This window comes from Pseudomonas sp. NPDC090233 (assembly GCF_044772285.1).
Classification (GTDB): Bacteria; Pseudomonadota; Gammaproteobacteria; order Pseudomonadales; family Pseudomonadaceae; genus Aquipseudomonas.
On sequence record NZ_JBIVYQ010000005.1, the window covers coordinates 303,684 to 315,064 of the forward strand.

An 11,381-nucleotide genomic window follows, 5' to 3' on the forward strand; every position below is an offset into this window, starting at 1 on the left:
CAGTCCTTAAGGTTGTTCGACAGGCGCCGGCGTTTCGACCGGGGCAGGTTCGCTGGCCGGTGCCGGGTCCTGAACGGAGGGCTCAGCCGGTTCTGGCGAGCCTTCGGCAGGCATGTCCTGGGCATCCGGCTGCGCTTGCGGTGCCGGGCTGGACCGGTAGTCCGCGCGCCGCTTGAGCTGGAACTCGCGTACTGCCGAGTTGTGGTCGTCGAGGTCGTCGGAGAACACATGGCTGCCATCGCCGCGGGCAACGAAGTACAGGCTGGTGCCATCGGACGGGTTGAGTGCAGCGTGGATCGCCTCGCGCCCGACCATGGCAATCGGCGTCGGCGGCAGGCCACTGATGGTGTAGGTGTTGTAAGGGGTCGGCTCACGCAGGTCGGCACGGGTGATCCGGCCGTTGTAGCGTTCGCCCATGCCGTAGATCACCGTAGGGTCAGTCTGCAGCATCATGCCCAGGCGCAGGCGACGGACGAACACGCCAGCGATCTGGCCGCGCTCCTGGGGGATGCCGGTTTCTTTCTCGACCAGCGAGGCCATGATCAACGCCTGGTACGGGTCGCGATAAGGCAGGTCGGTGGTGCGCTCTGCCCATTCTTTGGCCAGCACTTCGTCCAGGCGCATGTAGGCCTGCTGAAGCAGCTCGACATCGCTCATGCCCCGCACGAATCGGTAGGTGTCAGGGAAGAAGCGGCCCTCCGGGAACACCCCGGTATGGCCAAGCTTGTCCATGACCTCCGAATCGGCCAGGCCGTCGAGAGTGTGTTTGATCTTTTCGTGCTTGGCGATCGCCGAACGCACTTGGCGGAAGGTCCAGCCCTCGACCAGGGTCAGGTTGTACTGCACCACATCAGCCCGGCGCCAGGCGTCGAACAGGTCTTCAACAGTCATGCCAGGGGTGAGGCGGTACTCGCCGGTCTTCAACGGCGTACCGGCCATGTTGAAGCGCCAGTAGAGGCGCAACCAGAAGGCGTCGTCGAGCAGCCCCTCGCTCTGCATGCGATAGAACATGCGGTTGGGGTTGGTGCCATTGGGCACGTCGAGCAGGCGCTCCTGCGTCACGTGCAAGGGCTGCTCCAGCACCGAGTTGACTTTCCAGGCCGACCAGCCCAAGGCCAGGCCGGCGAGGATCAAACCCATTTCCAGCAGCAGCAGGAATTTGCGTCTCACGAATTCAGGTATCCAGTAACGTACGGGCAACGGCCTGCAGTTTACGAGTGAGTGGGCCTGGCGACCAGTTCAGCGCGGCAAATGCCCGCACAGGCCATACACCGTAGACACTGTTGCAGACGAATACTTCTTGCGCCTGCGCCAGTTCGTCGAACGGCACGTCACGCACCTGAACCGGGATTGCCAGTGCCTGCGCCTGCTCCAGCAAGGCGCCACGCATCACCCCGGCAACACCGCAGCGGCCGAGATCAGCGGTAAGCAGCACGCCGTCGCGCACCAGGAAAAGATTGCTGTACACGCCTTCGACCAACCTGCCTTGCCCGTCACACATCAGGCCTTCGGCATGTTCGCTGTCCTGCCATTCGGCACGGGCCAGCACTTGCTCCAGGCGGTTGAGGTGTTTGAGGCCGGCCAGTAGCGGTTGTTCCCCCAGCCGAGTCTGACAGGGGAAAAGACGTACGCCGTGCTCGGCATGTTCGGCAGGGTAGCTGGGCAGCGGGCTGCCCTGGAGGATGCGCCGCGGCGCGGCATCCGCAACCGGGGCATAACCACGCTGGCTGTCGCCACGGGTGAGGATCAGCTTGGCGACACCTTCACCCAGCTGGCTGGCATAACGCAGGATCTCATCGCGCACCAACGCCAGGTCGACATCGATAGCCAGCCGCTGACAGCCCAAGGCCAGGCGGGCCAGGTGGCCGTCCAGCAAGCTGGGCCGGCCACCGCGCACGGCGATGGTCTCGAACAGACCATCGCCGTAGGCCAGGCCGCGATTCTGCAGATTGACCGCAGTCGCAGGCTGGCCGTCGATCCAGCTGTGCATCAACCGGCGAACCGGCGGAACACCAGCGAGCCGTTGGTGCCACCAAAGCCGAACGAGTTGGACAGCACCACGTCGATCGGCATGCTGCGCGCCTCATGTGGCACGAAGTCAAGGTCGCAACCTTCGTCCGGCTCGTCCAGGTTGATGGTCGGCGGCGCCATCTGGCTGTTGATCGCCAGCACGCTGAAGATCGCCTCTACCGCACCGGCGGCGCCCAGCAGGTGGCCGGTCATCGACTTGGTCGAGCTGACCGCCAGCTTGTAGGCGTGCTCGCCGAACACACGCTTGATCGCCGCGACTTCGGCGATGTCGCCGGCCGGGGTCGACGTACCGTGGGCGTTGATGTAGCTCACCGCATCCGGCTGGATGCCGGCATCGCGCAGGGCGTTGGCCATGCAGCGCGCGGCGCCTTCACCGCTGTCGGGTGGCGACGTCATGTGGTAGGCGTCACCGCTCATGCCGAAACCGATCAGCTCTGCGTAGATGGTCGCGCCACGGGCCTGGGCGTGTTCCAGTTCCTCCAGCACCAGCGCACCCGCGCCGTCGGACAGCACGAAGCCGTCACGGCCCTTGTCCCACGGACGGCTGGCACGGGTTGGCTCGTCGTTGCGGGTCGACAGCGCGCGCGAAGCACCGAAGCCGCCCATGCCGAGGCCACAGGCAGCCATTTCGGCGCCGCCGGCAATCATCACATCGGCTTCACCGTAAGCGATGTTGCGCGCAGCCATGCCGATGCAGTGAGTGCCAGTGGTACAGGCGGTGGCAATGGCGTAGTTCGGCCCCTGCAGCCCCAGGTGAATCGACAGGAAACCGGAGATCATGTTGATGATCGAACCCGGCACGAAGAACGGCGAAATGCGCCGCGGACCTTGATCGTGCAGGGTACGGCTGGTTTCTTCAATATTGGTCAGGCCACCAATGCCCGAGCCCATGGCCACGCCGATACGCTCGCGGTTGGCGTCGGTGACTTCCAGACCGGCATTACGCACCGCCTGGAACCCGGCCGCCAGCCCGTACTGAATGAACAGGTCAAGCTTGCGAGCCTCCTTGGCCGACAGGTATTGCTCGACCTCGAAGCCCTTCACCGAGCCGCCGAAACGGGTGGAGTAGGCAGTCAAGTCCGTGTGTTCGATCGGACCAATGCCACTGCGGCCAGCCAGAATGCCCTGCCAGGTGCTCGGTACATCGGTACCCAGTGGCGACAGCATACCCATACCGGTGACCACGACGCGTCTACGCGACACAGTACTCTCCTTTTCTAATATCCAGAGTCTCTTGCCATTGCATTCAAGCAAGGGAATGAAATGGCAACAAGCTCTCGAAGCCCGCAGATCGAAGCAAGGCCTTCGCAAAGAAAAAACCGCACGCCGGTCAAGGCAGTGCGGTTTTTCTCGTCAAGAAGCGACGACTACAGCGTCTTAGCCCTGGTGGCTGTTGACGTAGTCGATAGCAGCTTGAACGGTAGTGATTTTCTCGGCTTCTTCGTCAGGGATTTCGGTCTCGAATTCCTCTTCCAGAGCCATCACCAGCTCAACGGTGTCAAGCGAATCGGCACCCAGGTCATCGACGAAGGACTTCTCGTTGGTCACTTCCTCTTCCTTGACGCCCAGTTGCTCGGCGACGATTTTCTTGACGCGTTCTTCGATGGTGCTCATACCTAGTTTTCACTCCTAATGGACATATGTCAGGCAGCTGGCCGGTGACCAAGTTTATAGGAAGACGTTCGCTTTTCAAGCGCAACGCACCTCCCGATTAGCCACCCTGCCCTCTGCCTGGAATCTGGTTGCAGCTTTATAACGGATTTTAGGCTCGGAGTATGACTCTTTTTTGAACCAATCCGTCACATTGAGTTGCAGTGTTACATGTACATCCCGCCGTTCACCGGCACGGTGGCGCCGGTGACATAGGCTGCGCCGTCGGATGCCAGGAACGAAACCACCTTGGCGATCTCATCGGCCTGGCCCAGGCGGCCCAGCGGAATCTGGGTTTGCAGGGCTTCGCGCTGCGCTTCTGGCAGTTCGCGGGTCATGTCGGTGTCGATGAAGCCTGGGGTCACCGAGTTGACGGTGATGCCACGCGAACCCACTTCACGCGCCAGGGCGCGGCTGAAGCCTTCGAGGCCAGCCTTGGCGGCTGCGTAGTTGGCCTGACCGGCGTTGCCCATGGCACCGACGACCGAGCCGATGCTGATGATACGACCCCAACGCGCCTTGGTCATGCCACGCAGCACGCCCTTGGACAAACGGTAAAGGCTGTTCAGGTTGGTGTCGATCACATCGAACCACTCGTCGTCCTTCATGCGCAGCATGAGGTTGTCACGGGTGATGCCAGCGTTGTTGACCAGAATGGTCGGCGCGCCGAACTGCTCAGCAATCGCGCCCAATACCGCTTCCACGGACTCGGCGCTGGTCACGTTCAGCTCCATGCCGGTGCCGGTGATGCCGTGCTCTTTCAGGGTGGCGGCGATGCGTTCGGCGCCGGAGGCCGAGGTGGCGGTGCCGATCACGGTCGCGCCCTGGCGGCCCAGTTCGAGGGCGATGGCCTGGCCGATACCACGGCTGGCGCCGGTAACCAGTGCAACTTTACCTTGCAGGCTCATGCAAGCTTCTCCAAATTCAGGCCAGCGCCGCACGGGTGGCGGCGACGGCGTCAGGGGTATTGAGGTTGTAGGTGGTCACACCGTCGGCGCAACGCTTGTTCAGGCCAGCCAGGACCTTGCCCGGGCCGCATTCGACCAGGTTGACCGCGCCATTGGCGGCGAGGGTCTGCACGCACTCGACCCAACGCACCGGCTGGTACAGCTGTGCCAGCAAGTCACGCTTGAGCGCATCGAGGTCGGCAGCAACGGCAGCCGTCACGTTCTGCACCACCGGGATTTGCGGCGCCTTCCATTCGATGGCGTTGACGTCGTCGGTGAAACGCTCGGCGGCCGGCTTCATCAGGGCACAGTGCGACGGCACGCTGACAGCCAGCGGCAGAGCACGCTTGGCACCTTTTGCCTTGCACAGCTCGATGGCGCGATCGACAGCAGCCTTGTTACCGGCAATGACCACCTGGCCCGGCGAGTTGAAGTTGACGGCACTGACCACTTGATCTTCAGCGGCTTCAGCGCAAATCTCGACCACGACAGCGTCGTCCAGGCCTAGGATGGCAGCCATGGCGCCATGACCAGCAGGCACGGCTTCCTGCATCAGCTGGCCGCGACGCTCAACGAGCTTGACCGCGTCCTTGAGCGACAGGCTGCCCGCGGCAACCAGTGCGCTGTATTCACCCAGGCTGTGACCGGCGACGAAGGCCGGCTGCGCGCCACCTTCTTCCAGCCACAGACGCCACAGGGCGATGGAGGCAGTAAGGATCGCTGGCTGAGTCTTGTCGGTTTGATTGAGTTTCTCTTCCGGCCCGTTCTGGACCAGATCCCACAGGTCATAGCCCAGAGCCTCGGAAGCCTCCTTGAAGGTTTCGACGATTACCGGCTTCTCAGCGCCAAGTTCGGCGAGCATGCCCAGCGACTGGGAACCTTGACCGGGAAAGACGAATGCGAGGGATGCAGACATTGAACAAGCCCTTATGATCTTGTCGTCGGATAGGGTGCGCCAGGCCTCGGGCCGGACGCGGAATCTGAAAACTTGGATGGAAACCCAGACCAAGCGGTCACATTTAAGCACTTCATCGGCGAAATGCCTAAGGCAACAAATCTTCGAGGCGGCCGTGCAGCCGCTGCGGGAGGTTTTCCTGGATCTCGATCAGCGCTCGCTGGATCGCGCTCTGGAAGCCCTGCACACCCGCCGAGCCATGGCTCTTGATGACAATCCCCTGCAAGCCGAGAAAGCTCGCACCATTGTGCCGCGCCGGCGCCAGGTCGGCCTGCAGACGCTTGAGCAACGGCATGGCCAAGGCCCCAGCGGCACGGGCCAGCACACCACCCTTGAACAGCTTCTCGATGCGCGCCCCGATCATGGTTGCCAGTCCCTCGCTGGACTTGAGCAGGATGTTGCCGACAAAACCGTCGCACACCACCACATCCGCCTCGCCACGATACAGGCCATCACCCTCGACGAAGCCCACATAGTTGAGGCCTCGCGCATTTTGCAGCAGCGTGGCGGCCAACTTGACCTGCTGATTACCCTTGATATCTTCGGTACCGATGTTCAGCAGCGCCACGCGCGGGCGATGAATGCCCAGGGCCTGCGCGGCCACAGAGCCCATTACGGCGAACTGGTAGAGGTTTTCTGCACTGCAGTCGACGTTGGCACCCAGGTCGAGCAACTGGCAATACCCGGCCTGGGTCGGAATCGCCGCCACCATCGCAGGCCGATCGATGCCCGGCAGGGTTTTGAGCACGAAGCGCGACAGCGCCATCAGCGCGCCAGTATTCCCGGCACTGACACAGGCCTGAGCCTTGCCATCTCGCACCAGTTCAAGAGCGATGCGCATCGACGAGTCCGGCTTGCCGCGCAACGCCTGGGAAGGCCGCTCGTCCATGCCGATCACCTCACTGGCGGCGACAATCTGCAGGCGCGCGCGATCCGCAGCCGCAAGGCCACTGACAAGATCTTCCAGAAGGGAGGGTTGACCGACGAGGGTCAGGTGAAGCGAGGGGGTAGCCGAGAGACAGGCAATGCTAGCCTGGACAATGCTGCGGGGACCGAAGTCCCCGCCCATTGCGTCGATCGCGATGATCTGAGCGGACAAGGATTACTCGTCAGCGCCCTTGTCGATCACTTTGCGGCCACGGTATACGCCTTCTGGCGAAACGTGGTGGCGCAGGTGCATTTCGCCGGTGGTTTTTTCTACCGACAGCGCGTTTTCCGACAGGGCGTCGTGCGAACGGCGCATGTCACGGGCAGAGCGGGATTTTTTGTTCTGCTGAACAGCCATAATTGATTAACTCCTAAACGTTTGGGTCACGCTTTAACTGCGCCAAAACACTGAACGGGTTGGACCGCGATACCTCGTCCTTGCTCGAATCGGGCTCGTCTGCGCCCGCCGGCTGCTGGCATTCTTCCGGATGATGAGCAGGCACGATGGGCAAGGCGAGCAAAAGCTCCTCCTCGATCAAGGCCTGCAGATCCAATGGATCTTCGCCCAGTTCCAGCACGTCATAGCCTTTCGGCAACGACTGGGTATTCGCACCCTCCTTCACCACAGCGTAAGTACATTCGCTATGGATCGGCAGGGTGACCAGCTCAAGACAACGCTGGCAAACCATTTTGACTTCGACGTCCAGCTCGGTGTGGATAACCACAGCGTGCTGCTCATCTCGTTCAAAATCGAACTTCGCCTGCACCGTACCGACATTGTCGGAAAGCGGGTCGCAGAGTCTTTCCAAATCAGCGAGTTGCAGCGAACCCTTAAGGGTTACGCCACGATCGGCTAATTTGCGCGGGTCAACGTGAGGTGGAATCGGGTCATTCAACATAGGCGCAGCATTCTAGGGATGCCCCCCGCCCCTGTCAAAGGAAATTAGGCGGCATCTCGCATGTTAGAATTTGGTTCACTTGATCAGGAGTCTATCATGCTTCCTTTGTTACTGGCTTCCAGCTCCCCTTACCGGCGCGAACTGCTTGCGCGCCTGCGCCTGCCCTTTACCTGGGCAAGCCCCGATCTAGACGAGCGGCGCCTGGCAGACGAGCCAGCAACCGAGCTGGTGCGGCGCCTGGCCAGGCAAAAGGCAGAGGCTCTGGCGAGCAGCCACCCGGGGCACCTGATCATCGGCTCCGACCAGGTGGCCGTGCTCGGCGAACAGATCCTCGGCAAGCCACACAGCTTTGAGCGCGCCTGCGAGCAGTTGCTGGAGGCCAGCGGGCAGCAGATTACCTTTCTGACCGGGCTGGCACTGCTCAACAGCGCCACAGGGCAATGCCAGGTCGATTGCGTGCCATTCACGGTAACGATGCGGGAACTGAATCGGGAGCGCGTTGAACGCTACGTGAGCGCCGAACAACCGCTCGATTGCGCAGGCAGCTTCAAGGCCGAGGGGCTGGGAGTGAGCTTGTTCAAGAGCACCCACGGCTGCGACGCCACCAGCCTCATCGGGCTACCGCTGATTCGGCTGGTGGACATGCTGATCAAGGAAGGTGTTGAGATCCCCTGAGCCGAATCAGCGCAGAACAGGCCCCTGGAACCCCATGTACAGTGCCAGCTTCTCAGCAACGCTGGCACCGATGCGCTTGGAGAAACGATCGAACGGCGACTCCTGGACAGTGAAGTCGACCAACTCCTTCTCCCCGACGATCTCGCGCGCCACGTAGCTGGCGCTGCCCAGACCATCGACCAACCCCAGCGCCTTGGCCTGCTCGCCCGACCACACCAGGCCACTGAACAGCTCCGGGTGCTCCTTGTCTTTCAAGCGGTCACCCCGCCCCTGCTTGACCATGGCGATGAACTGCTGGTGCGTGGTGTTCAGCACGCCCTGCCAGAACGCCCGCTCTTCCGGCTTCTCTGGCGAGAACGGATCGAGGAAGGCCTTGTGCTCACCGGCGGTATAGGTGCGTCGCTCGACACCCAGCTTCTCCATCGAACCGACGAAGCCGTAGCCGGCGGCCGTCACACCAATGGAGCCCACCAGGCTGGCCTTGTCGGCGTAGATTTCGTCCGCCGCACTGGCAATGTAGTAAGCACCCGACGCCCCCAGATCAGCGATGACCGCATACAGCTTGATGTCCGGATACTCGCCGCGCAAACGACGGATCTCGTCATAAACGTAACCCGCCTGCACCGGGCTGCCGCCCGGGCTGTTGATGCGCATGACCACCGCCTTGGTCTTGGGATCCTTGAACGCTTCGCGCAGGCTCTTGACCAGGTTGTCGGCACTGGCGGCCTCCTGATCGGCGATCACCCCGCGCACCTCCACCAGGGCCGTATGGCTAGTGCTGCGCGAAGCAGCCTTGTCCATGTCGGTTAACGGCAGGAACAACGCCAGAATGCCGAACAGGTAGACGAAGGTCAGCAGCTTGAAGAAGATCCCCCAGCGCCTGGCTCGACGCTGCTCCTGGACACCTGCCAGCAGGGTCTTTTCGAGCAGCTTCCAACTCTTGCGCTCGACGCGAACATCCTCCTCGCGATCCTCACGGGCGAGGCGCTCCTCTTCCGTTTCGTTACTGGGCGCTTTCCACTCGTCAACCATGCTCACCTACCTTGGAAATTGCGAGGAACCGGCCAGCCACTCGCGCAGCTGGGAAAAATGATCGATGCACACCTGCGGCCCGAATTCGGCCAACGCCTGCAGCGACATGGCACCATAGCCCACCGCCACCGAATGCATGCCAGCATTGCTGGCCATTTGCAGATCGAATGCCGAATCTCCGACCATCAGTGCCCGGCCTGGTTCGGTGCCACAATGCTCAAGGATCTCTTCGAGCATCAGTGGGTGTGGCTTCCCACGGGTTTCATCTGCGGCGCGGGTGATGTCGAAGAATTGCTCCCAGCCATTGGCTTTGAGCACTCGATCCAGACCTCGACGCGCCTTGCCGGTCGCCACAGCCAGGCGGTAGCCCTGAGCACGGAAGGCATCCAGCGATTCGACCACACCTTCGAACAAAGGCGACGGCTGCTGATCCAGGGTCGTATAAATGTCGGCGTAGTGCTGACGGAAGCGCGCGACCTGCACGGCATCGAGATGAGGGTAAAGGGTCGAGATAGCCTCATCCAGCGCCAGGCCGATGATACCCTTGACGGCATCCTCCTGGCTTGGCGCCTCGCCCGCCCGCTCGGCGGCGGCATTCATCGATTCGACGATGCGGCCAATGGAGTCGGCCAAGGTGCCATCCCAATCGAAAATAAGCAGTTCATAGTCACGGCGCACTGAGTCGCTCCACGGTTTTGGCCCAGACCTCATCCACCGGCGCTTCGAGCTTCAGCTCGCCGCCATCGGGCAGCGGCACGGTCAGGGCGTAAGCGTGCAGGAACAGGCGCTTGCCACCCAGCTCACGAATCTCGCGACTGAAATCTTCATCACCGTACTTGCTGTCACCGGCAATCATGTGGCCGGCATGCAGCGTATGCACACGAATCTGGTGGGTACGACCGGTGATCGGACGCGCCTCGACAATGGTTGCGAACTCGCCGAAACGGCGCAGCACGCGGAACAGGGTCAGCGCCTCCTTGCCCTCCTCGTTCACCTCGACCATGCGCTCGCCCGAACGCAGGTTGCTCTTCAGCAGCGGTGCGTTGACTTGCTTTTTCGAGGTCGGCCAGTGACCGCGGACCAGCGCCATGTAGCGCTTGTCGACGCCATCGCCGCGCAGCGCGGCATGCAGATGGCGCAGCATGCTGCGCTTCTTGGCGATCATCAGCAGGCCCGAGGTGTCGCGGTCCAGGCGGTGCACCAGTTCCAGCTCCTTGGCGTCCGGGCGCAGTTGGCGCAGCGCCTCGATCACACCGAAACTCAGGCCGCTGCCGCCATGCACGGCGATGCCGGAAGGCTTGTTCATCACGATCAGCGCCTTGTCTTCATAGACAATGGCGGCTTCCAGGCGCTGCAGCAAACCCTGGGCCACCGGCGCCGGTTCGTCGCGTTCGGGCAAGCGCACTGGCGGCACGCGCACGATGTCGCCGGCCTGGATCTTGTACTCAGGTTTGACGCGGCCTTTGTTGACCCGCACCTCGCCTTTGCGCAGGATGCGATAGACCAGCGTCTTGGGCACGCCCTTGAGCGCCGTGATGAGGAAATTGTCGATGCGTTGGCCGGCAAGCTCCGGCGCGACTTCGATCAGCTGAACGCCGGAAGTCGGAGGGGTATTGGTCGTCATGGCGGGATCATAACAATTTTTTATGGAATTGAAGCACTTAATCATTACTGCTATAGTCGCGAACGCCGCCATAAGCGGCAGGCCAGCGGCACCAGGCCCTTAGCCGGTCCCTGACCAACGCAGTTCTCCAGGACGCGAGGCCGTCCTACGGGGTTTTCGCCAGTTTACCGAATTGCCTGGAATCGCCACCAGCGCTGTGTAGAGAAGACCGAAAAAAAACGACAAGTGCGGTATTTCACCTGCTTAACCGCTTCTTTTCGCTGTACCTCTGCCCGCCCGTCGCTTCCACGCAACGCACGGCGAATGCTTCGGAAATACCTGCCTTGGACATGAATGGCGTCAGTTCTTGAACCGGAACTGGCGAAAAATGCAACCCGTTGCGGATTCAGCGCGCGGCAGCACCCGAATTATCAGGGATACGTGCAGGGTGGAGATGCACAGCCCTCGGTCCGTGTAGCAGATGCCCTCGAGCGTCCACGGCCGGCGGTTGATTCCTCCTCCTGACTGAGTGCACGAGGCCCGCTTGGTTGATTCGGATTCCAATTCGAAACCACCGGGGCCTGGTTGGCACCGCAGCAAACAGGACGCGTCGTCGCGACAACGGCAGGCTGGGCAACCGGCTGGTGCCGAACGTTCTTCGA

Annotated in this window: 13 protein-coding genes; 1 reads left to right on the plus strand and 12 read right to left on the minus strand. The window is 62.0% G+C overall.

Annotation, left to right across the window (positions count from 1 at the left end):
* Positions 1-6: 6 nt before the first annotated feature.
* The 9 genes from mltG to ACIQUF_RS16000 form a co-directional block, all read right to left on the minus strand.
* The gene (gene mltG, locus ACIQUF_RS15960) at positions 7-1,170 is read right to left on the minus strand and encodes an endolytic transglycosylase MltG (protein WP_403133017.1); all 1,164 of its coding nucleotides are present in this window, start codon (positions 1,168-1,170) and stop codon (positions 7-9) included.
* Between the two features lie 4 nt (positions 1,171-1,174).
* The gene (gene pabC, locus ACIQUF_RS15965) at positions 1,175-1,990 is read right to left on the minus strand and encodes an aminodeoxychorismate lyase (protein WP_403133019.1); all 816 of its coding nucleotides are present in this window, start codon (positions 1,988-1,990) and stop codon (positions 1,175-1,177) included.
* Positions 1,990-3,234, minus strand: coding sequence for a beta-ketoacyl-ACP synthase II (fabF, locus tag ACIQUF_RS15970; RefSeq protein ID WP_403133022.1), 1,245 nt, complete (start codon positions 3,232-3,234; stop codon positions 1,990-1,992). The genes pabC and fabF overlap by 1 nt, the downstream gene beginning before the upstream one ends.
* 174 nt (positions 3,235-3,408) lie before the next feature.
* A complete protein-coding gene (gene acpP / locus ACIQUF_RS15975) occupies positions 3,409-3,645 on the minus strand; it encodes an acyl carrier protein (protein WP_403133025.1) in 237 nt (78 codons plus the stop codon).
* A 203-nt stretch (positions 3,646-3,848) separates the two neighbouring features.
* Positions 3,849-4,589 carry a 3-oxoacyl-ACP reductase FabG gene (gene fabG, locus ACIQUF_RS15980; protein ID WP_264362267.1) on the minus strand — a complete coding sequence of 247 codons (741 nt, stop codon included), beginning with the start codon at positions 4,587-4,589 and terminating at the stop codon, positions 3,849-3,851.
* Between the two features lie 16 nt (positions 4,590-4,605).
* The gene (fabD, locus tag ACIQUF_RS15985) at positions 4,606-5,544 is read right to left on the minus strand and encodes an ACP S-malonyltransferase (RefSeq protein WP_403133027.1); all 939 of its coding nucleotides are present in this window, start codon (positions 5,542-5,544) and stop codon (positions 4,606-4,608) included.
* A 127-nt stretch (positions 5,545-5,671) separates the two neighbouring features.
* The gene (gene plsX, locus ACIQUF_RS15990) at positions 5,672-6,682 is read right to left on the minus strand and encodes a phosphate acyltransferase PlsX (RefSeq protein ID WP_403133028.1); all 1,011 of its coding nucleotides are present in this window, start codon (positions 6,680-6,682) and stop codon (positions 5,672-5,674) included.
* Positions 6,683-6,685: 3 nt separating this feature from the next.
* Complete coding sequence (rpmF, locus tag ACIQUF_RS15995; RefSeq protein WP_346613720.1) at positions 6,686-6,868, minus strand: 50S ribosomal protein L32; 183 nt, start codon at positions 6,866-6,868, stop codon at positions 6,686-6,688.
* Between the two features lie 13 nt (positions 6,869-6,881).
* Positions 6,882-7,409: a YceD family protein gene (locus ACIQUF_RS16000; protein ID WP_403133029.1), complete on the minus strand. Its 528-nt coding sequence runs from the start codon at positions 7,407-7,409 to the stop codon at positions 6,882-6,884.
* Between the two features lie 96 nt (positions 7,410-7,505).
* Here ACIQUF_RS16000 and ACIQUF_RS16005 point away from each other — a divergent pair, with 96 nt between their 5' ends.
* Positions 7,506-8,084: a Maf family protein gene (locus tag ACIQUF_RS16005; RefSeq protein WP_403133032.1), complete on the plus strand. Its 579-nt coding sequence runs from the start codon at positions 7,506-7,508 to the stop codon at positions 8,082-8,084.
* 6 nt (positions 8,085-8,090) lie between these two features.
* Here the strand turns inward: ACIQUF_RS16005 and ACIQUF_RS16010 are convergent, their stop codons facing one another.
* Genes ACIQUF_RS16010 through rluC form a run of 3 tightly spaced genes read right to left on the minus strand, consistent with a single transcriptional unit; the run spans position 8,091 to position 10,740 of the window.
* Positions 8,091-9,116, minus strand: coding sequence for a S49 family peptidase (locus tag ACIQUF_RS16010; RefSeq protein WP_403133034.1), 1,026 nt, complete (start codon positions 9,114-9,116; stop codon positions 8,091-8,093).
* A 6-nt stretch (positions 9,117-9,122) separates the two neighbouring features.
* Positions 9,123-9,794, minus strand: coding sequence for an HAD family hydrolase (locus tag ACIQUF_RS16015; RefSeq protein WP_403133037.1), 672 nt, complete (start codon positions 9,792-9,794; stop codon positions 9,123-9,125).
* Positions 9,784-10,740, minus strand: coding sequence for a 23S rRNA pseudouridine(955/2504/2580) synthase RluC (rluC, locus tag ACIQUF_RS16020; RefSeq protein ID WP_400798978.1), 957 nt, complete (start codon positions 10,738-10,740; stop codon positions 9,784-9,786). The genes ACIQUF_RS16015 and rluC overlap by 11 nt, the downstream gene beginning before the upstream one ends.
* Between the last annotated feature and the right edge of the window lie 641 nt (positions 10,741-11,381).